General features: G+C 62.1%; 23 protein-coding genes and 1 tRNA gene. 7 read left to right on the forward strand and 17 right to left on the reverse strand.

Going from position 1 to position 20,298, the window contains the following annotated elements:
- Positions 1 to 65: 65 nt before the first annotated feature.
- The 5 genes from typA to FN835_RS04355 all read right to left on the reverse strand — a co-directional run bounded on the left by typA (position 66) and on the right by FN835_RS04355 (position 4,776).
- Positions 66 to 1,886 carry a translational GTPase TypA gene (typA, locus tag FN835_RS04335; protein WP_142661983.1) on the reverse strand — a complete coding sequence of 607 codons (1,821 nt, stop codon included), beginning with the start codon at positions 1,884 to 1,886 and terminating at the stop codon, positions 66 to 68.
- Positions 1,887 to 2,145: 259 nt separating this feature from the next.
- Complete coding sequence (locus FN835_RS04340; RefSeq protein WP_142661984.1) at positions 2,146 to 2,574, reverse strand: protein tyrosine phosphatase family protein; 429 nt, start codon at positions 2,572 to 2,574, stop codon at positions 2,146 to 2,148.
- Positions 2,575 to 2,665: 91 nt separating this feature from the next.
- Positions 2,666 to 3,349, reverse strand: a complete 684-nt coding sequence (gene gph, locus FN835_RS04345) for a phosphoglycolate phosphatase (protein WP_142661985.1) — start codon at positions 3,347 to 3,349, stop codon at positions 2,666 to 2,668.
- Entirely contained in the window at positions 3,350 to 3,901 is a 552-nt protein-coding gene (locus FN835_RS04350; protein ID WP_142661986.1) for a thioredoxin family protein, read from the reverse strand.
- Between the two features lie 221 nt (positions 3,902 to 4,122).
- Positions 4,123 to 4,776, reverse strand: a complete 654-nt coding sequence (locus tag FN835_RS04355) for a glutathione S-transferase family protein (protein WP_142661987.1) — start codon at positions 4,774 to 4,776, stop codon at positions 4,123 to 4,125.
- A 166-nt stretch (positions 4,777 to 4,942) separates the two neighbouring features.
- On the opposite strand from FN835_RS04355, the gene FN835_RS04360 reads away from it, so the two are divergent.
- Positions 4,943 to 5,185, forward strand: a complete 243-nt coding sequence (locus FN835_RS04360; protein WP_142661988.1) for a BolA/IbaG family iron-sulfur metabolism protein — start codon at positions 4,943 to 4,945, stop codon at positions 5,183 to 5,185.
- A gap of 75 nt (positions 5,186 to 5,260) precedes the next feature.
- Entirely contained in the window at positions 5,261 to 5,623 is a 363-nt protein-coding gene (grxD, locus tag FN835_RS04365; RefSeq protein ID WP_142661989.1) for a Grx4 family monothiol glutaredoxin, read from the forward strand.
- Positions 5,624 to 5,683: 60 nt separating this feature from the next.
- Here grxD and FN835_RS04370 read toward each other — a convergent pair whose 3' ends face one another.
- Both FN835_RS04370 and FN835_RS04375 read right to left on the reverse strand, forming a co-directional pair.
- On the reverse strand, positions 5,684 to 6,409 hold the full coding sequence (locus FN835_RS04370; RefSeq protein WP_142661990.1) for a phage holin family protein: 726 nt from the start codon (positions 6,407 to 6,409) through the stop codon (positions 5,684 to 5,686).
- Between the two features lie 7 nt (positions 6,410 to 6,416).
- The gene (locus FN835_RS04375; protein WP_142661991.1) at positions 6,417 to 6,875 is read right to left on the reverse strand and encodes an ElaB/YgaM/YqjD family protein; all 459 of its coding nucleotides are present in this window, start codon (positions 6,873 to 6,875) and stop codon (positions 6,417 to 6,419) included.
- A 167-nt stretch (positions 6,876 to 7,042) separates the two neighbouring features.
- Between FN835_RS04375 and FN835_RS04380 the strand changes: the two genes are divergently transcribed.
- Positions 7,043 to 7,747 carry a sulfotransferase gene (locus FN835_RS04380; protein ID WP_142661992.1) on the forward strand — a complete coding sequence of 235 codons (705 nt, stop codon included), beginning with the start codon at positions 7,043 to 7,045 and terminating at the stop codon, positions 7,745 to 7,747.
- Positions 7,748 to 7,826: 79 nt separating this feature from the next.
- Here FN835_RS04380 and FN835_RS04385 read toward each other — a convergent pair.
- Positions 7,827 to 7,903: transfer RNA gene (locus FN835_RS04385), tRNA-His, on the reverse strand.
- Positions 7,904 to 8,019: 116 nt separating this feature from the next.
- Here FN835_RS04385 and FN835_RS04390 point away from each other — a divergent pair.
- Positions 8,020 to 8,244 carry a DUF6324 family protein gene (locus tag FN835_RS04390; RefSeq protein WP_142661993.1) on the forward strand — a complete coding sequence of 75 codons (225 nt, stop codon included), beginning with the start codon at positions 8,020 to 8,022 and terminating at the stop codon, positions 8,242 to 8,244.
- Here FN835_RS04390 and FN835_RS04395 read toward each other — a convergent pair.
- The 7 genes from FN835_RS04395 to FN835_RS04425 all read right to left on the reverse strand — a co-directional run bounded on the left by FN835_RS04395 (position 8,225) and on the right by FN835_RS04425 (position 13,838).
- A complete protein-coding gene (locus FN835_RS04395) occupies positions 8,225 to 8,707 on the reverse strand; it encodes an MmcB family DNA repair protein (protein WP_142662206.1) in 483 nt (160 codons plus the stop codon). The genes FN835_RS04390 and FN835_RS04395 overlap by 20 nt on opposite strands.
- Before the next feature lie 351 nt (positions 8,708 to 9,058).
- Positions 9,059 to 9,991, reverse strand: a complete 933-nt coding sequence (locus FN835_RS04400) for a DUF481 domain-containing protein (protein WP_142661994.1) — start codon at positions 9,989 to 9,991, stop codon at positions 9,059 to 9,061.
- 511 nt (positions 9,992 to 10,502) lie between these two features.
- Positions 10,503 to 11,003, reverse strand: coding sequence for a transcription antitermination factor NusB (gene nusB, locus FN835_RS04405; protein ID WP_142661995.1), 501 nt, complete (start codon positions 11,001 to 11,003; stop codon positions 10,503 to 10,505).
- Positions 11,000 to 11,548: a 6,7-dimethyl-8-ribityllumazine synthase gene (locus tag FN835_RS04410; protein WP_142661996.1), complete on the reverse strand. Its 549-nt coding sequence runs from the start codon at positions 11,546 to 11,548 to the stop codon at positions 11,000 to 11,002. The genes nusB and FN835_RS04410 overlap by 4 nt, the downstream gene beginning before the upstream one ends.
- A gap of 4 nt (positions 11,549 to 11,552) precedes the next feature.
- Positions 11,553 to 12,671 (reverse strand): 3,4-dihydroxy-2-butanone-4-phosphate synthase, encoded by a 1,119-nt coding sequence (gene ribB / locus FN835_RS04415; RefSeq protein ID WP_142661997.1) that lies wholly within the window; start codon positions 12,669 to 12,671, stop codon positions 11,553 to 11,555.
- Positions 12,661 to 13,245: a hypothetical protein gene (locus FN835_RS04420; RefSeq protein ID WP_142661998.1), complete on the reverse strand. Its 585-nt coding sequence runs from the start codon at positions 13,243 to 13,245 to the stop codon at positions 12,661 to 12,663. The genes ribB and FN835_RS04420 overlap by 11 nt, the downstream gene beginning before the upstream one ends.
- Entirely contained in the window at positions 13,245 to 13,838 is a 594-nt protein-coding gene (locus tag FN835_RS04425; protein ID WP_142661999.1) for a riboflavin synthase, read from the reverse strand. Before FN835_RS04425 ends, FN835_RS04420 begins: the two co-directional genes overlap by 1 nt.
- Before the next feature lie 318 nt (positions 13,839 to 14,156).
- On the opposite strand from FN835_RS04425, the gene FN835_RS04430 reads away from it, so the two are divergent.
- From FN835_RS04430 to FN835_RS04440, 3 genes are all read left to right on the forward strand, one after another.
- Positions 14,157 to 15,419 (forward strand): capsule biosynthesis protein, encoded by a 1,263-nt coding sequence (locus FN835_RS04430; protein WP_142662207.1) that lies wholly within the window; start codon positions 14,157 to 14,159, stop codon positions 15,417 to 15,419.
- Between the two features lie 100 nt (positions 15,420 to 15,519).
- Entirely contained in the window at positions 15,520 to 16,698 is a 1,179-nt protein-coding gene (locus tag FN835_RS04435) for a polysaccharide biosynthesis/export family protein (protein WP_425467451.1), read from the forward strand.
- Positions 16,667 to 18,691, forward strand: a complete 2,025-nt coding sequence (locus FN835_RS04440) for a capsular polysaccharide biosynthesis protein (RefSeq protein WP_142662000.1) — start codon at positions 16,667 to 16,669, stop codon at positions 18,689 to 18,691. Before FN835_RS04435 ends, FN835_RS04440 begins: the two co-directional genes overlap by 32 nt.
- Here FN835_RS04440 and ribD read toward each other — a convergent pair.
- Together ribD and nrdR are read right to left on the reverse strand one after the other, a co-directional pair.
- A complete protein-coding gene (gene ribD / locus FN835_RS04445; protein WP_342778583.1) occupies positions 18,688 to 19,683 on the reverse strand; it encodes a bifunctional diaminohydroxyphosphoribosylaminopyrimidine deaminase/5-amino-6-(5-phosphoribosylamino)uracil reductase RibD in 996 nt (331 codons plus the stop codon). The genes FN835_RS04440 and ribD overlap by 4 nt on opposite strands.
- Positions 19,680 to 20,144, reverse strand: a complete 465-nt coding sequence (nrdR, locus tag FN835_RS04450) for a transcriptional regulator NrdR (RefSeq protein ID WP_142662001.1) — start codon at positions 20,142 to 20,144, stop codon at positions 19,680 to 19,682. Before nrdR ends, ribD begins: the two co-directional genes overlap by 4 nt.
- Positions 20,145 to 20,298: the final 154 nt, after the last annotated feature.

Here is a 20,298-nt window from a genome sequence, read left to right on the forward strand (position 1 = left end):
GCGTAACACAGTTCCGCCAATGCGGAACTGTGTATTTTCAAGGGACAAGCCGGATGCTGAAAAGATCAGCCTTCGCTGCGCGACTGCCGCTTACGCTCATGCGGGTCCAGATAGCGTTTGCGCAGACGAATGTTCTTGGGCGTCACTTCGACCAGTTCATCATCGTCGATATAGGCGATGGCCTCTTCCAGCGACATGCGAACCGGGGGCGTCAGGCGGACCGCTTCATCCGTGCCCGAGGCACGCACGTTGGTCAGCTGCTTGCCCTTCAGCGGGTTCACTTCCAGATCGTTGTCGCGCGAATGCTCGCCGATGATCATGCCCTGATACAGCTGCTCTTGCGCGCCGATGAAGAACTTGCCGCGATCTTCCAGTTTCCACAGCGCATAGGACACGGACACGCCGTTTTCCATGCTGATCAGCACGCCCTGACGGCGACCCTGGATCGGGCCTTTATGCGGTGCCCAGCTGTGGAAGATGCGGTTCAGCACGCCGTTGCCGCGCGTGTCGGTCATGAAATCGCCCTGATAGCCGATCAGACCGCGCGACGGCACATGGGCCACAATGCGGGTCTTGCCGACGCCTGCGGGCTTCATTTCGACCAGATCGCCCTTACGCTCACCGGTCAGCTTTTCGATGACGGCGCCGGTATATTCGTCGTCAACATCGATGATAGCTTCTTCGATCGGCTCCATGCGGACGCCGTCTTCTTCCTTGAAGATCACGCGAGGACGGCTGATCGACAGCTCGAACCCTTCGCGGCGCATGTTTTCGATCAGCACGCCCATCTGCAATTCGCCGCGACCCGACACGATGAACGCATCGCCGCCGGGAGTGTCTTCGACCTTGATCGCGACGTTGACCTCGGCTTCTTTCATCAGGCGCTCGCGGATGACGCGGGACTGAACCTTTTTGCCTTCCTGACCAGCCAGCGGGCTGTCGTTGATGCCAAAGGTCACGCTGATGGTCGGCGGATCAATCGGCTGCGCGGGCAGGGCGGTTTCCACCTCGGGGGCGCAGATCGTGTCTGCCACGGTGGCTTTTGCCATACCGGCCAGCGTCACGATATCGCCTGCAACGGCTTCGTCGATCGGCGTCTGGGTCAGACCGCGGAACGCCAGCACCTTCGAGATACGGAACTGTTCGATCCGCTCGCCGTCGCGCGACAGCGCCTTGACGGTGTCGCCAGCCTTGGCGCGACCGGATTCGACACGGCCCGTCAGCAGACGGCCCAGGAAGTTGTCCGAACCCAGCGTGGTCGCCAGCATCTGGAAGGGCTCGTCCTGTTTCGCGATCTGCTTGGGCGGCTCGACATGGCGCAGCACCAGATCGAACAGCGCTGACATGTCCTTGCGCGGGCCGTCCAGCGTCTCGTCGGCCCAGCCACCGATGCCCGAGGCATACAGATGCGGGAAGTCCAGCTGTTCGTCATTCGCGCCAAGGTTGGCGAACAGGTCGAAGACCTGATCAAGCGCCTGATCGGGCTCTGCCGCAGGCTTGTCGACCTTGTTCAGGATGACGATGGGCTTCAGACCCAGCGCCAGCGCCTTCGAGGTCACGAATTTCGTCTGCGGCATCGGGCCTTCGGCCGCATCGACCAGCAGGCAGACGCCATCCACCATCGACAGGATCCGCTCGACCTCGCCGCCGAAATCGGCGTGGCCGGGGGTATCGACGATGTTGATGCGGGTGCCTTTCCACTCGACCGAGGTGGCTTTGGCAAGGATGGTGATGCCGCGCTCACGCTCGATGTCGTTGCTGTCCATCGCGCGTTCGGCCACGGCCTGATTTTCGCGGAAGGAGCCAGACTGTTTCAGAAGCTGATCAACAAGAGTGGTCTTGCCGTGGTCAACGTGGGCGATGATCGCAATATTGCGGATGTCCATAAGAAGCTGGCCTTTAGCTGAAGTTGCGGCCCCCCTACCTTACGGGGGGCCGAAAGGCCAGCATCAATCGCATCTGGACCTTAGCGCAGGCCCAACATGCTGAGGATGAACAGCACGACGACGACAAGGCCGACAAGGTAGATGATCGAATTCATGGCGCAGTCCTTTTCTGCCGGATCGATTCCGCTTCCGGCTAAGGGGTTACAGTCACTAGCTTAAACCCCGATGCGCAGGCGGGGTTCCCTGTCGATCCACGCGATCAGCGACCGCGTTGCGCCAATGCCTCGATCATGGGACGGATGCCAGACAGGTCGTAGCCCGCATTTGCAGCAGTGCCCAACAGATCATCGGTCGGCTCGGCCCCGGCGCGGGTCAGCGCCCAAAGCACGGTCGAGCGGTTGCCCGAACGGCAATAGGCGATCTTGCGGCCGGGCAGGGCCAGCGCCTCGGCCTGCGCCTCGACCATCTCGGGGGTGATCTGGCCGGGGTTAAAGGGGATCTCGCGGTATTCCATGCCCGCCGCCTCGGCTGCGGCGCGGATGGCGTGGCTGTCCATGTCCGGGCCAACCTCGGCATCGGGGCGGTTGTTGATGACGACGCGGATGCCCGCCTCGGCCAGCGCCGGGATTTCCTCGGGCAGGATCTGGCCCGAGACGACGAGTTCGGGTGAGATTTCGCGCAGGTCCATGCTGATGCTCCCTTGGGCTGGCCAACTGTTACGCCCTGACGGATCGTTCCCTTTCGCCGTCCTGTCAAGCGTTCAGCAAGGGCTGACGGGATCAGCTGATCGCCACGGTCTCCTCGACCAGCAGAGGCAATTGGCCATAGTCGTCGAAATTCGCCGTATGCAGCATCTGTCCAATCGGGGTTTTACGATAGCCGCGCGTGTAAAGCAGGAATGGCACGGCGGTATTGGCGGCGCATTCCGCATCGAATTCGCTATCGCCGACATAGACGCCCTTTGGACTATGCGGATCCGCCCCAAGCCCCGTGAAGGCCGCACGCAGCGGGGCGGCATCGGGCTTTTTCTGCGGCATTGAATCGCCACCGATGATCGCACCGAACAGTCCCGTGATGCCGAAATGATCAAGAATGGCGCGCGTCGGCCCAAGGGGCTTGTTGGTGCATATCCCCAACGGATAGCCGCGATCCGCCAGCACGGACAGCGCGTCTGCCACATTCGGATAAAGCCGGGTCAGCGCATTCGCATCCTCGTAGCGCGCCATGAAGGCAGCCACCATGTCGCGATGCGCCTCGACCGGCAGGCCGGTTGCGGCGATCACGCGCCGCCACAGCAGATCGACGCCGCCGCCGATGAAGCCGCGCACCTGATCCAGCGTCAAGGGCGGAACATTGCGCTGCCGCAGCACCACGTTCACCGTCGCATGGATGTCGGGCGCGCTGTCGATCAACGTGCCATCCAGATCAAAGACCACGGGGCAGGGGGCGAAGCATGTGTTCATTCAGCACTTCCATTTGATCGAGCAGCCCATCGACGGGACCTGTTCCCGCGGACCCTGCCCGGTTTCGGCGATCTGGATCATCGCCTCGAAAAGTTCGCGACGTGCATCGGGGGCACCGGCACTGCGGCCCGAGCTATCCAGCCGACCGCGATACTGCAATTCAAGATCGGCGTTATAGCCAAAGAAATCGGGCGTGCATTCCGCGCCATAAGCCCGCGCCACCGCCTGCGTTTCGTCATAAAGATAGGGAAAGGTGAACCCTAGGCGCTGCGCCAGTGTTTTCATATGCTCAGGCGCGTCCTGCGGGTATGACACGATGTCATTGGCCGAGATCGCGACAACACCGATGCCATATGCCTGCAGTTCACCTGCATCACGCTGAACGCGGTCGATGATCGCCTGCACATAAGGGCAATGGTTGCAGATGAACATGACCAGCGTGCCGCGCGCACCGGCAAGCTCATGCAGGCTGAAAATCCGGCCGTCTGGATTGGGCAACGAAAAGTCAGAAGCTCTAGCGCCGAAATCGCAGACCGGAGGGCTGACAGCCATGAGAATTCCTTTCAACGCGCCGTATGGATTGGTTTAACGGTTATGCTTGGTCAGGCCGATGGGTTTGGCTGACAATATGGGCCAAAGTATGATCACCGCGCCGTGAAAATATGCCCATCGCGGACGTGAAAATGTCAGTTGAATTACATAATCATGGTTATCAATACGACGACTGTCTCCATACCCCGTCATCGGGAAACGCCAGATTTAACGGGAAATTGCTATTTCTGCCGCTGACTGGCAAGGAAAACAGCGCGCTGCGCGTCGAACGCACGCAGATATGCGGGACGCGCTTCGCCGCGTGCCACGTATCGCGCCACAAACGGGAATTCGTCCAGCAGCCCCGTGCCGTGCAGCATCCGCAGCACCGTCACCATCAGCAGATCGGCGGCGCTGAAACCACCATCCAGCCAATCCGCATCGCCCAGATGATGCGACAAAACCCGCAGACGGTCGCGGATGCGTCCCTCGACCACCACCATGCGGTCGTGGTGCCATGATTTGTCCTGATCGATGATCATGGCGATGTCGTGGTCAAAGATCGGCGGCTCGACGCTGTTCAGGGCGGCAAACATCCATGCGATGGCGCGGGCGCGCGCGTTCTCCTCGGTCGGAAGCAGCCCCCGATGCTTCTGCGCGATGTGCAGCACGATCGCGCCGGATTCGAACAGCTGCAGATCGCCTTCTTCATAGGTCGGGATCTGGCCGAACGGGTGCAGCCGCAGATGCGCCGGAGCCTTCATCGCGGCGAATGAGAGCAGCCGGACGTCATAGGACTGGCCGACCTCCTCAAGCGCCCAGCGGACGCGCATGTCGCGGGCAAGACCCTGACCGCCATCCGGGGACGCCTCGAACGCAGTGATCACGGGTTTCATGTCATGGCTCCGAGTTGTTCCGGCGGCGTGGTCGATTATGCCCGTCAAATGCGCCCGCGTCATCCGCTGTCGGAATTGCGGCACAGAACGCCTTGGTTTCCGGCGGCGATCTTGCGGCGGACCGGGGCTTCCCTTACATCAGAAGGAAACCAGAAAGGACCCGCCCATGGCGATGGAAGCCCAGGACATCGAAGCGCTGATCCGCGCAGCCTTCCCCAAGGCGAGCATCTCGATCACCGATCTTGCAGGCGACGGCAACCACTATGCCGCCGAGGTGATCGACGAGAGCTTCCGCGGGCTGAATCGCGTTCAGCAGCAGCGCGCGGTCTATGCGGCGCTGCGCGGCAAGATGGACGGTCCGAATGGCGAACTGCATGCGCTGGCGCTGACCACAAAGGCGCCGGAATAGCCACAGGATTACCGCGCCGGATGCAGGCCAGACTGGCCGCAGAGCCTGCGCAATCACAGCAAAAGGAAGACCCCGATGACCGATACGCGGCAGAAGATTCAAGACACCATCGACGCTGCAGATGTGGTGCTGTTCATGAAGGGCAGCAAGGAAATGCCGCAATGCGGTTTCTCCAGCCGCGTGGCGGGCGTGCTGAACTACATGAATGTCGAATACCGTGACGTGGACGTGCTGAAGGACGCGGATATTCGTCAAGGTATCAAGGACTTCTCGGACTGGCCGACGATCCCGCAGCTTTACGTCAAGGGTGAATTCGTGGGCGGCTGCGATATCGTGACCGAGATGACGCTGTCGGGCGAGCTGGACCAGCTACTGGACAAGGCCGGCATCGCCTATGACAAGGATGCGGCCAACAAAATCCGCGAGGCGAACGCCTGATCCCTGCCCCGTGCAGGACATCGAAAAAGGCCCGCCATTGGCGGGCCTTTTGCTTACCTATCAGCGATGCCATGTCTGGTCGTCATCATTCCAGTCGTCATAGCCATCGTCGAAATCGTCATCCGCATCATCATCCCGGTGCCGCCAGTCCTGAAGCCGCGAGGCAAGCGTAATACCCACCGCGAACGCCCCCAAAAGCGGCGCATAGGTGCCGATGCCGCCATCACGCGCCGCACCCAGCTTGCGCCCTGCAAGGCTGACGATCTGTGGCGGGATGCCCAGCTTGCGCACCGTATCCTCGCCTATATGACGGGTCGCGGAATAGACCCGCGCCTCTGCATGATCGGCCATCCGGTTTGCGCGATAGCTCAGGTCGTCGGCCAACGAGTGAGCGCGGTTTTCGGCTTTGCCCATGAACTCATCCGCCTTGGCCGACACCCGCCCCAGTGCCGCATCAGCGGCATCCGACACACGGGTGACGGCCGTATTGGCCAACAGGTTCAACTGCTCCTGCACCTCGGTGCGCAGCTCTTCCGAGCTGGGCGCCCGATGACGTTCCTTGCGGGCCATCATCAACAGGATCACCCCGATCAGCACCAGAACGCCGCCCATCGCCAACGAGGCGTTCATGGACCCCCATCCCAGATGATGGGCCAGATAGGTCCATAGCGCGGCCAGCAGAAAGCCCGCGCCAAGCAGCATGGCAACCCCTGCCCCCGACGCCAGCCCCACCCGGCGCAGCTTGTCCGTCAGGGCAAGCTGCATGTTTCTGGCATAGGCGAACATGCCGGGCTCAGCGACGTGCGATGATCAGGCCAAGCAGGAAACCGACGCCTGCTGCAATCCCAAGGGCCTGAGCGGGATTGCGGCGCACCATGCCGGATACGTCGTCATAGTAATCCTCGGCATAGGCGGCGGCTTCACCGGCACGACGCTCGCCTTCGCGATACAGGCGGCGGGCTTCGTCACGGGCATGTTCGGCATATTCGTGGCCGCGTGCACGGGCGTCATGCAGGTATTCGTTGCCGCGACGGCGCGCGTTCTCGACGAACTCGGCACCTTTTTCGCGGGCGGTATCGACGAATTCGGCACCGCGTGCGCGTGCATTGTCCAGCGCCTCACCGGCGTCGTCGGCAGCCCGTTGGGCATGGTGGCGCACGTCATCCGCAGCGCGACGGGCTTCACGGCCCACATCATCCGCCGCACGACGCGCTTCGGCCTGAAGGTCTTTGTTGGTATCAGAGTTTGCCATGTTCCATCCTTTCGGGATCGACATTTCGTTCGGGATAGAAACTGCCCAGATTGCGGATTGTTCCGGCGGTTGGCGGGAAAACTTCGACATGAACAGTCACCATCGGGGCACGATACCGCCTGCCCGTTTCAGGCGCGAACTTGACCCTGCCAAGCCGCGGGTAACTGATGTATGGCTGGGCCAATCGCAACAAGATGGAACTGACGGGGACAATGCTGAATTTCGACCACGCCTTTATCATGACCTATGGCCGTTCAGGTTCGACCTTGCTGCAAGGTTTGCTGAACACGATCCCCGACGCCGAAATTCGCGGTGAAAACGGCAATGCCCTTTTCGTGCTTTTCCTTGCGGTCAGGGCGCTTCGGCAAAGTCAGGCGCATAGTGCCCCCAGCACCGAGCCGACGCATCCGTGGTATGGCGCAAGCCTGATAGATTATGACAGCTATGAGGCGGGCCTGATTTCGCAGTTCAAGGCGAATGTCATGCCTCCGTCCCAAGGCCGCAGCCTGACAGGGTTCAAGGAAATCCGCTACCAGACGATGAATTCCAACGATCTGGGAAAATTCCTGGGCTTTGTTCGCAAGCACTTCCCCCGGACCGCCTTTATCATCAATACCCGCGATCTGGACGAAGTCGTTGCCAGCAATGCGCGCGCCAAGCATCAGGTGTCCGAAACGCATATCCGCGCCGCCGACGAAAACTTTCGTCACTATGCGCAGGAAAACCCGGATCACGCCTATCACGTGCATTATGACGACTACATCGCCGACCCATCGCTATTGGATGGGCTTTTCGAATTCCTGGGTGCGCCGCTGGATCAGGCCGCGGTGACGCAGGCTCTGGCAACCACCCATTCTGTCCGCACGAAGTGAAATCAAGGACGCGGGGCGCATGAAAACGCGCCCTGCCCGACTGTTCAGGCCGTGCCGTAGCGTTCAGTTTTTTGGGTGATGGTACCGCCTCCCCGGCTCGAACGGGGGACCTCTAGATCCACAATCTAGCGCTCTAACCAGCTGAGCTAAGGCGGCACTGGCGGGTATCTAGCGCCAGCCAACGGGGGATGCAAGGCCGTCTTGCCGCTTTTTCCGCTGCAATGTAATCAGAGTTTCACAGAATTATGCAGCCGCAAGGCAGAAGGACAAAAATGGGCATCAACAGCCAAAGCGAAATCGCCGCGAATCTGCAGATCGGGCCGACCGACCAGGGCATGGTGCGAATCTATGTCGAAGGCGATGGCGTCGATCTGCCGCTGGATTTCGATCCAGACGAAGCCGAGGAAATCGCTGAGGAACTTTTGGCCGCAGCCGAAGCCGCGCGTGGCCTTGGCGATGGCGGTTCGGGCAGCAAAGCTAAGAAACCGCGCCGCTGACAACGCCCATCGGGTCGGTCGCGGCCAGAAGTCGCGTGGTGGACACCCGCGCGATGTCACGCAAGATGCGGTTGCGCCGTGCCCCGGCCAGCCGCGTTTCGGGGGCCATGCGGATCAGCTCGGCCCCCCAGTCATCGGCGCGGATCAAACCGCTGCCCTCGGGCAAAAGCTCATCGGGGAAATCGCAATCGACAGCCCAGAAAAAGCGGTCGCAGAATTCCAGATAGCCCTGCCATTTGCGGTCCGACACAAAGTCCGCACGACAGCTTTTGCATTCCACGACCCAGATCTCCCCCTTCGGGGAAATCGAGATCACATCGACGCGCAGCCCGCCCGCAGGCACGAATTCGGGCAGTGCTGCATGGCCCAGGCTGGTCAGCATCCGCGCCACACCGCGCGTCAGACGTTGGCCGGGCTTTTCAAGGCTGGGTTTTTCGGGGGCGGGAAAGACGGGATCGGGCATCGACATGCGCGAAACATGAACCAAAAGCGAACATTTCGCAAGCCTGCCGCATCCCGACCCCTTGCGCAGCACCCTGCCCCGGCCTAATTATCAGAGCTGGCGGGTTTCTGCTCTTCTCGTGCGCGGCCACTTTTTCCACTGGCCTATAATTTCACCGAGGGGGCTGGCTCTGTCGGGGCCCTGGCTCCGTTACCCGGCTCCCACCTGGACATCCAGGCTTTCGGGGAAACTTGCGCTGCCACGGTTGCTGCGGTTCCCGCCGCCTTATCGCCCCATCATCCGCCCGTAAAACGACAGGGACGGCCCGTAGGCCGCCCCCTTTGTTACGAGAGAGAGATGAGAGAGTTCGGCTTAGAAGCCGTAGACCAGCGACACGCCCAGCGTGTTGTCGGTGCGGATATTGCGGTCCGAGACGTATTCGGTCTTGTAGGACACGCGGGTCGCGAAGGCTTCCGACATCTTGAAGTTCACGCCCAGTTCGTTCGTGATCGTGTCGTTCGCATCCGAGGTCAGATAGTCGGTGTCGTTCGTGACGAAAACGTTGTCGTTGAAGCGGTGGTAGAACCGCGACGACAGCAGGTAACCCACATCGGTGTTCGAGTCGGTCGAAAGCGTGCCGGTGCTGGGATCCAGCGGATCCTCGACTGCTTCGACTTCCTTGGTATAGCGCACGCCGACGGCGGCCTGCACGCGCCATGCGGTGGTGTCGTTGTTGATGACGCGGTAACCCGGACCAAAGCCCAGATAGGCGTCACGCTTCAGACGACCGTCCAGCGCACCAAAGCTTTCGCCGCTCGACAGCGTAACCGGGTCATCGGCCAGCGCGTCGGTGGCCAGGCGGCCCAGACCGAAGGCATAGAAACGGTCATTGATGTTATACATGCCTTCGTAGATCACGTAGGTCTTTTCGGTGTCCTTGTCGCCGGCGTTGTTTTCGCCGAACTCAAGCAGGATGCCGACCGATTGCGAGAACGGCCCCTGATTGTGCGACAGACGGCCCGACAGGTTGAAGTCCTGATTTTCGCTGTTGCCGGTCGAACCGATATAGGACAGCGCGACCGAACCGAAGGTGCCCTGACGCTGATCCGGGGTGCCAAAGCGATAGGCGTCATCCGAGCGCGCAAAATCGTCCTGCACGTCCCGTTCCAGATCGCGCTGCGCTTCGCTGACATCGGTGATGCCGGTGGCGTTTGCACCAGCCATGGTTTCCGACTGCGCGAAAGCAGGAGAGGAGAAGCCAACAGCAAGGGCGGTTGCGCCAGCGAGATAGGCAAGTGCTTTCATCTTGTCAGTCCTTTTTCTGAACCTTGTATGCCCGCAGCCTGTCTTTCTTGGGTCACGAGCATTTCTGATGAGCAGAACCTAGACCCCGTCCCGGCACCCATAAAGGGGCGCGGAAATCACACGCAGCCTCGCAAAATCGTGAGATTGCTGTGGTTTTGTTGCATCGGCGAAATCTTTCCGATGTGAAATTGTGATGAAACTTTTACGTATCGGCGGCCCGGATCAAGATTATTACCCGGTATCAGGCGGTAATAGGCAACCGCAGCACTCACGAAACATGAAATGCGGGAAATAAAGCCTGGTGAGAAACTTTCATGCTTATTATTTGGGCGAATCTTGAAATGGGGATGCAACAGATGTTGTTGCACCACTCCCACAGTATTCTCGAAATAGCTGGCTTTTTGCGGGAACCAATCACGCCCGCACACGTTCATGCGCGCTGTGCAAAGGTTGTCCGAGCATAGAAAAAGCCCGGACGCATTGCCGGGCCTTTTTAAATCGTTGTGGCTCTTCAGAACGCTTCCGGTCTTGCTTCGCGGGCCATATGGTCCAGCACCGCATTCACGAATTTGGCTTCACGGCCTTCTGGAAAGAAGGACTGGGCGATGCGGACATATTCGGTGATGACGACCTTGGGCGGTGTGCCCGGCTCGACCAGTTCGGCACCGGCGGCGCGGAACAAAGCGCGCAGCACCGGGTCAATGCGGTCGATGGGCCATTTCGCCACCAAGGCGCGATCCGTCGCCTGGTCGATCTTGGACTGCCAATTCACCGCATCGTTCAGGATGCGGGTGAACAGGTTCATGTCGGCCTCGACCGAAACCATGTCCTCATCCTCGTCCAGCCGCCCGATCCGCCAGTTGCGGAATTCGACCATGACGCGATCGGCGGACTGGCCTGCAGCCTCCATCTGGAACAGCGCCTGCACCGCATAAAGCCGCGCCGCCGAGGTGCGTGCCTGACGTTCCGCTTTTTCTTCCGGGCTGCGCCGGTTTCCGCCCTGCCCGCTCATGCGCCGCGCTGCCCGTCAAGTTCGCCTGCAAGGCGGATAATATCCGGTTTCGACGCAGAATCGCCGACCGTCCGGGCTTCCCAGCCACGCTTCAGCGCGATCAGATGCAGGGCCGCCGCTGCCGCGCCGCCACCTTTGTTCTGGCCGTCTGGATTAGCGCGGACCTCGGCCTGTTCGTAATTTTCGACCGTCAGGATGCCGTTGCCGATGCAATGGCCTTGCAGCCCCAGCAGTGTGATCCCGCGCGAGCTGTCGTTGCAGACGGTGTCGTAATGCGTCGTCTCGCCCCGGATCACGCAACCCAGCGCAACATAGCCGTCATATAGACCGCGCGCCGCAGCAAGGCCGATGGCGGTCGGAACCTCCAGCGCACCGGGAACCTCGACCAGATCGATGGTCGCGCCAGCCTCGGCTGCAATCGCCCGTGCCCCCGCGATCTGCGCTTCGGCGATCTGGCGGTAATAAGGCGCCACGACGATCAGAAGACGCACGGCACCTTCGATCTTGGGCAGCGGCAATTGATAGTGTTCGATGCTGGCGGCCATACTCTCACTCTTTCGGAATCGAACGGGTGGAATGGATCGAAAGCCCGTAGGCGTCAAGCCCGACGATCTTTACAGGTGCCGAATTGGTCAGCAAGACCAGATCCGACAGACCCAGCGCTGACAGGATCTGCGCACCCAGCCCGTATTGACGCAGCACATGCGGCGAAACCTCGCCCTGAATCGGCAGCTTGGTTTCCAGATCACGGAAAAGCACGACGACGCCGCGACCTTCCTGCCCTATCAGGCGCATGGCGGCGGACAATTCGCCCGCATCCTCGCGTCCGATGCCCAGCACGTCATGCAGCGGGTCCAGCGCGTGCATCCGCACCAGCACGGGCTGACCGCCAGTCAGATCGCCCTTTGTCAGAACGATATGTTCGGCGCCCGATGTCTCATCCGCGAAGACCCGCATCATCCAGTCGCCACCGTGGATCGAATGGACGGGGCGCTGCGCCCGTTCCGCGATCAGGTTGTCGTGGCGGCGGCGATAGGCGATCAGATCGCTGATCGTGCCGATCTTCAGCCCGTGCTTCTGCGCGAACGCCACCAGATCGGGCAGACGCGCCATAGTGCCGTCTTCGTTCATGATCTCGCAGATGACGCCCGCCGGGTTCAGCCCGGCCAGGCGTGATACATCCACCGCAGCCTCGGTATGGCCGGCGCGGACCAGCACGCCGCCTTCGCGGGCGCGCAGGGGGAAGACGTGGCCGGGGGTCGCGATGTCGGCAGCACCCTTGGTCGGGTCGATGGCGACGGCGATCGTGTGGGCGCGATCGTGGGCGCTGATGCCGGTGGTCACGCCCTCGCGCGCCTCGATCGACATGGTGAATGCTGTTTCATGACGGCTGGAGTTCTTGGCGCTCATCAGCGGCAGACCCAGCGCGTCCAGACGTGCGCCGGGCATCGACAGGCAGATCAGCCCGCGGCCATGCGTCGCCATGAAATTGATCGCCTCGGGCGTCGCCATCTGCGCGGGGATGACCAGATCCCCCTCGTTCTCGCGGTCTTCGTGATCGACCAGAATGAACATGCGGCCGTTGCGGGCCTCATTGATGATCTCTTCGGTTTTCGAGATCACGTCCGACCAGTCACGCTCGACGGGTCCGGGTTTCTCATACTGCATCCGCAACTCCTGCAAACTGGGTCGGCCCTTTGAAAAAGGATTGTCCGCTGACGAAACCTGCCAGACCGCCCGCCGTCATCATCTCATGTTCATGTGCCGTTTCGCCGATCATCAGAACGGCGTCACCGGGTAGACCCTGCGCACGCAGCCATGTCTTCATCTCATCCCGCATCTGCGACCAGCTTGCGCCGAATGGCGGCAAATCGCGCCCCGAGGCCGCGCCGATCTGGCGGGCCAGCACATCGGGCGACAGGCCCGGCGCGCAGCCAAGATGCGACTGCGCCGCGCTGGCCGCAATCCGGGCGATTTCAGCGGCCGCAACAGGCTGGCCGCGACGAAAGACCCCAAGCGCGTTCGAGGAATAAAGAAACGCCACCAGATCGCGCCCGGTCGTCGCCCGAACGCCCGCATAGGTCTTGTAATCCAGCCCCAGATCGCGGGCGCGGCGCACCTGCATCCGCACCACTTCGATGGGCAGGCGTGCGCCCAGAAGCTCGCGCCGCGCGACGGTCCAGCAATGGGCGCGGTAGCCGCTGCCCGTTCCCGGCCCGCCATTATGGCCGATGCCTGCCATCAGGCGAACTCGGCCAGACGTGCGACGTAACGCGCCATCGTGTCGATCTCCAGATTGACGGCATCGCCCTGGCGCGCATCGCCCCAGGTGGTGACGGTCTGGGTATGCGGGATCAGGTTGACGCCGAAACGGTTGCCATCCACCTCATTCACGGTCAGCGACGTGCCGTTCAACGCGACCGAACCTTTTTCGGCGATGAACCGTGCCAGCGCATCGGGGGCCGCAAATGTGACGCGGGTGCTGTCGCCTTCGTCGCGCATCTCCTCGATGGTGGCGACGCCGTCCACATGGCCGGACACGATATGACCGCCCAGCTCGTCCCCAACGCGCAGCGCGCGTTCAAGGTTCAGGCGCTTGCCCGCAGCCCAGCCATTCGCGCCGATATTGGTTTTCGACAGCGTTTCCGCCGATATGTCCACGTCGAACCAGTCCGCACCCTTGCCCACGACCGTCAGGCACACGCCGTCACATGCGATCGAGGCACCCAGTTCGACCCCGGCCATGTCGTAGCCGCAGACAATGCGCGCCCGCATGTCGCCACGCATTTCAACGCTTTCGACCTTGCCGATGTCGGTGATGATGCCGGTGAACATGCCGCCCCCAATTTCGCAATCCTGCGCCGAGACCTAGAGCTTTGGACGGCATTCTTCAAGCAATCCCGAGCCTATATGACACGCAGTTGCCGGAAACCCCGTGACTTGCCTTTATATATGATGCATTCCCTCACGCGGCACGGCATTATCCGCGACAGGGCCGAGTATTTTTTTCTGTATTGTATCAAACCGAAGCGATTGAGCCGGAGCCATGACCTGCGTCATGGAAAGATCGAAGTGACGATATTGTCCCCTGCCCCCGTGCCGGTCCTTCCGGCCGAGATCGCGGCACGTCCTGCCGAACGGCGCGTCTTCCTGATGCTGCAAGGTCCGCATGGTCCGTTCTTCGACCGTCTGGCGAAACTTCTGCGCGATGCGGGCGCGGTCGTGTGGCGTGCGGGCTTCAACGCCGGGGATGAATTTTTCTGGACCGATCCGGCGCATTTCATCCGCCACACCGGCACGCCGGAAGAATGGCCCGCCCATCTTGACCGCATAATTGCGCAAAAGGGCGTGACCGACATCGTGCTTTACGGCGATGTCCGCCCGATCCACGCCAGCGCCCGCGAAGCCGCACTGCGTTTCGGCATCGTGCTTCACGTGTTCGAGGAGGGTTATCTGCGCCCGTTCTGGATCACCTATGAACGTGGTGGCTCGAACGGGCATTCGGCGCTGATGGGCATCCCCCTGCGAGAGATGCGCAATGCCATGCGCGGGCGTGCGGGCGATCAGATGACCCGCCCGCCAGCACGCTGGGGCGATATGCGCCAGCACAAATTCTATGGCGCGCTTTACCATTTCTTCGTGCTGATCGCGAACCGGCAATACAAAGGGTATCGCACGCATCGTCAGATCGGGGTGTTTCAGGAATTCCGCCTGAACTTTCGCCGCCTGTTGATGACGCCCATCGACATGCTGGCGCAGCGGCGCGAAGCCTCGACCGTGCGGGGTGGCGGCTTTCCCTATGTTCTGGTGCTGATGCAGCTGGAACATGATTCGAATTTCGTGGCGCATTCCGAATTCGCCCGCATGTCGGAATTCACCGATCAGGTGCTTGAGGAATTCGCCCGCTCGGCCCCGCGTCATCACCGCATCGTTTTCAAGGCGCATCCGCTGGAAGATGGGCGGGGCGGCATCCGACCGGCGATAATTCGCAAAGCGCATGAACTGGGCATATCCTCGCGCGTCCATTATGTGCGCGGCGGCAAGCTGGCGCAGCTTCTTAATCAGGCGCGGGCAACGGTGACGGTCAATTCGACCTCGGCGCAGCAGGCGCTGTGGCGCGGCCTTCCCGTCAAGGCAATGGGGCGCGCGGTGTTCGACAAGCCAGGATTAGTGTCCGATCAGCAACTTGCCGAATTTTTCGACGACCCCAAACCACCTCATGCATGGGCTTATCGGTTTTATCGCGATTTCCTGCTTGAGAGCAGTCAGGTTCCGGGGGGCTTTTATTCCAAACGTTCACGCGATCATGCGCTGCGTATCGTCGTCGATATGATGCTGGCCGCCGAAGATCCGTATGAGGCGTTGGTTGCCGGACGTGGGAAATATAGGCAACAGCTCGAAACTTATACAGAATGACATCTGGCTTATTTATAGAATTTTCATTCATGCTGGGATAACTTGCCAGTCAAAAGATACGGCAAAGCCGAATTCGGACGAGAGAGACAGGAGTAACAATTTGACCGCATTGAGTTTTTCGCGCGTCGGCGACGGTTTTGGCGTCACGTCAGGCCGTTCCTGGGCCCGCCGGATCGGCAAGATCGCCGTGATCGGTGCTGTTGTGTTGGTTTCGGCTTGCGGTTTGCCCCGCTCCGGTCCCAGCAAGAAAGAAATCTTCAGTGGTTCGGTCGAGAAAGGCGGTTCAAGCCACATCATCACCGTTGATGATCGCGTGAACCGCGCGGCCAACTTCTCGCCCGCCTATGGTTTCGGTGCGGACTTCCAGCGCGCCGGTCAGGTCGGCGCCGACGAAGTGCGCCCCGGTGACGTTCTGGGCCTGTCGATCTGGGAAAACGTCGATGACGGCCTGCTCGCCTCGATGGGTGCAAGCTCGACCCAGCTGCAGGAATTGCAGGTGGACAGCCAGGGCTACATCTTCGTGCCTTATGCCGGTCGCGTCCTTGCCGCGGGCAACAGCCCGGACGAGCTGCGCCGCATCATCACGCAGAAACTTGAAACCCAGACCCCCGACCCGCAGGTCATGGTAACGCGCGTCGCCGGTGACGGTGCCACCGTTTCCGTCATGGGCAAAGTGAACGCGCAAGGCGTCTACCCGATCGAGCGTCCGACCCGTTCGCTGTCCTCGATGCTGTCGCGCGCAGGCGGTGTTTCGATCGAGCCCGAGGTTTCCGTCGTGACCGTCAAACGCGGCAATGCAAGCGGTAAAGTGTGGCTGCGCGACCTGTATTCGAACTCGCGCAACGACATCGCGCTGCGTCCGGGCGACATCATCCTGGTCGAGGAAGACCAGCGCAGCTTTACCGCGCTTGGTGCGCTTGGTGGTCAGACCAAGGTTCCCTTGGGCAACGAAAGCATCAACGCCATCGAAGCGGTAGCCATGGTGGGCGGTCTTTCGACCACGCTGGCCGACCCGAAAGGCGTCTTCGTCCTGCGTGACGAACCGCAATCGGTCGCCCGCGCCGTTCTGGGCCGCAACGATGTCTACGGCACACAGCGGATGGCCTATGTGCTGGACCTGACCAAGCCCGACGGCATGTTCATGGCGCGCGATTTCGTGATCCGTGACAGCGACACGGTTTATGTCACCGAAGCGCCCTTCGTGCAGTGGCAGAAAACGCTTCAGTCGATCCTTGGCACCGCCTCGGATGTCGGCACGACCAGCCGCACGTTCGAGTAAGCGCGTGCAGCACGATCTTGAGGCCGCCGGGGATTCCCGGCGGCTTTTCGTTTACAATGGCGGCTTTTTCACCAGGCCGCGCATCCGCCGCATCATGTCGCTGGCAGGATGGATCCCGACAATCGGACTGCCCGGCCCCGACGACCTGATCGGAGTTTGGGGCGCAAGCCCCACTGCATGGCGCGGTGAACGCATGGCGATGCGCCGCGGCGCGGGCCTGATGCGGGTCGAGGACGCCTTTCTGCGTTCCATCCTGCCCGGCCGCGCGCCGGGGCTTGGCAAACGCGGACCTATCGGCCTGATCCTTGATCCGCACGGCCTGCATTTTCGCCCCGACACCCCATCGCTGCTGGAACGACTGATCGCGCAGCCGCAGACTGCCGCCATGCAGGATGCCGCCAAAATGGGTATCGCGCGGCTGATCGCAGCGGATCTGTCCAAATACAACGCGCATCTGCCCACGACCCCACTGCCCAAACCGGGCTATGTGCTGGTGATCGACCAGACGCGCGGCGATGCGTCGCTGCTGGGCGCGGGACGGGCGGAATTCGCAGCAATGCTGCAAGCCGCGCGGGACGAAAACCTCGGCGAGCGCGTGGTGATCCGCAGCCATCCCGAAACCGCATCCGGCCTGCGTCCCGGTCATTTCACCCGCGACGACCTGCGCACGGGTGACGAATTCTGCGATGGCCCCGTCTCGCCTTGGGCTCTGCTGGCTGGCGCGGCGCGTATCTATGTCATGTCTTCGCAACTGGGGTATGAGGCGATGCTCGCCGGGCATCGTCCCCGCATCTTTGGCCAGCCGTTTTACGCGGGCTGGGGCCTGTCGGAGGATCAGCATGGCTTTCCGCGACGCGCGCCCCGGACCATTCAGACATTGTTCGCCGCCAGCCACCTGATCGCGCCCGTCTGGTATGATCCCTGCGCCGACCGCCTGACCGATTTCGAAGGCGCGGTTCGCCAGTTGGAGGCCGAGGCGCAGGCATGGCGTCAGGACCATGCCGGACATCTGGCTTATGGAATGCGCCTGTGGAAACGGCCCTTCATGGCGCGCGTCTTCGGTAACGGACGCGGCGTGCGGTTTACCGCCAAGCCGCAGGGCACAACGCTGGCATGGGCCAATCGCGCAAATGAAGCCCCCGGCGCGATCCGCGTCGAAGACGGCTTTATCCGTTCGCGCGGGCTTGGCGCGGCGCTGGTTCCGCCCCTGTCGCTTGTCGCCGATGATCTGGGCATCTATTACGACCCGACCCGCGAAAGCCGCTTCGAACGCATCATCGCGCTGCCGCTGCCGCCTCAGGGGGGGGCGCGGGCGCAGGCGCTGGCCAAGGCGCTGAACCGCGCAGGTGTCACGAAATACAACCTTGCCGGCGCCGTTCCAGACCTGCCACCGGGTCATCGTATTCTCGTGCCGGGACAGGTCGAGGATGACGCCTCGATCCGTCTGGGCGCGGGGGCGGAACGCACGAACCTTGCCCTGCTGACCCGCGCAAGGGCGGAAAACCCCGATGCCGTGCTGATTTATAAACCCCACCCTGATGTCGAGGCGGGGCTGCGTCCCGGCCTGATCGGTGCGGATGATCTGGCCCGGCTTGCCGACGTGGTGGCCCAGCAGACCAGTGCCAGCGCATTGATGGCACAGGTCGATGAGGTGTGGACCATCACCTCGACCATGGGTTTCGAGGCGCTGCTGCGCGGCATCCCCGTCACCACGCTGGGCGCGCCGTTCTATGCAGGCTGGGGGCTGACGCGCGACCTTGGCCCTGTGCCCAACCGGCGGCAGACGCAGGCCGATCTGCCCAAACTGGCCCATGCCGCGCTGATCGCTTATCCGCGCTATTACGATCCGGTCAGCCGCCTGCCTTGCCCGCCCGAGATTGCGCTGATGCGCCTGTCCGATCCGCGTTTCACGGCCAAGGGGGGACTCGCGAACCGCGTGTTGGCCAAGATGCAGGGCATCTTCAGCAGCTATGCGTGGATTTGGCGGCGTTAATCGCGCAGCCAGCGATGGAACAGATCTGGCCCGATGCGCCGCGTTTCGACCAGCCGAAAACGCGGCGCATCGGCCAATCGGGTCAGTCCCAATTCGCCGGTGGCGGGGCGCCCGTCCCCCCCCAGCACCACGCCTGCGGTATAGCCGACCAGTTGATCGACCAACCCGGCCCGCAGCAGACTGGCGGCCAGAACCCCGCCGCCTTCGCAAAACACGCGCGTCAGGCCACGCGACCCCAGTTCGGTCATAAGCGCATCGGGATCGCCACCGACCTGCCAAAGCGGCCCATGATCCGCGCCTTCGGGCGGCAGGTCCGGCAGTACATCCGAGGACACGACGACCCGAACCGGCTGACGCACCGATCCAAAGCCGCGCACGTTCAGTCCCGGTCGATCGGCGCGCGCCGTGCCGCCGCCCACCATCACCGCGTCATGGATCATACGCAGCGCATGGACATGGCGGCGGGCAGCCGGTCCTGTGATCCACTGGCTTTCGCCGTTGGCGGTGGCGATCCGTCCGTCGAAACTGGTCGCAAGTTTCAGCGTCAGCATCGGCCGCCCCTGCATCACTCGCGTCAGGAAACCCTGCTGCATGGCGCGTGCCTGCGCCTCGCGCACGCCGGTCGTCACCTCGATCCCCGCTTCGCGCAGCATCGCATGGCCACGGCCCGAAACACGCGGATCGGGATCGGTCATGGCGCTAACGACACGCGCAACCCCCGCTGCGATCAACGCATTGGCGCAGGGCGGGGTCTTGCCGAAATGTGAACACGGCTCCAGCGTGACATAGGCCGTGGCACCACGCGCGGCATCGCCCGCCTGCGCCAGTGCCCGAACCTCGGCATGGGGGCGGCCGCCGGGCTGGGTCCAGCCGCGCCCGACGATGCGACCGTCCTGCACGATCACGCAACCCACGGCCGGGTTCGGCCAGACATTGCCCAATCCGCGCCGGGCCAAACCCAGCGCGTGATCCATGTGCTGGGCGTCGTTCACTCGCCGACGGCGCCGGGACGCAGTTCGGACACGAACTTGTCGAAATCGTCGGCTGCCTGGAAGTTCTTGTAAACACTGGCAAAGCGGACATAGGACACGGTGTCGATCCGGGCCAGCGTCTCCATCACGATCTCACCGATGACCTTCGACGGCACATCGGTATCGCCCATGCTTTCCAAACGCCGCACGATGCCTGAAATCATCTGGTCGATCCGCTCTGGATCGATTGGGCGTTTCTGCATGGCGATGCGGATGGAACGCTCCAGCTTGGCGCGGTCGAAATCCTCGCGCCGACCGCTGGTCTTGACCACGACCAGATCGCGCAACTGCACCCGTTCATAGGTCGTGAAACGGCCACCGCAGGCCGGGCAGAAACGCCGCCTGCGGATCGCCACGTTATCTTCGGCAGGACGCGAATCCTTTACCTGGGTGTCCACATTTCCGCAGAACGGACAGCGCATCCATTGTCCCCCGATAGGTCAGAACCGCAGCCAGTATAGGCAAGCCCGAAAGCCTTGGGTAGTCCGCAGTTGCCACCACAAGATAAGGCGAGGCGGCGTGTCAGAAATGCCGCGACGCCACGCTCGACAGGGTTGCGGACCCGTGTAAAACTTG

This window comes from Paracoccus laeviglucosivorans, from assembly GCF_900182695.1.
Taxonomy (GTDB): domain Bacteria; phylum Pseudomonadota; class Alphaproteobacteria; order Rhodobacterales; family Rhodobacteraceae; genus Paracoccus; species Paracoccus laeviglucosivorans.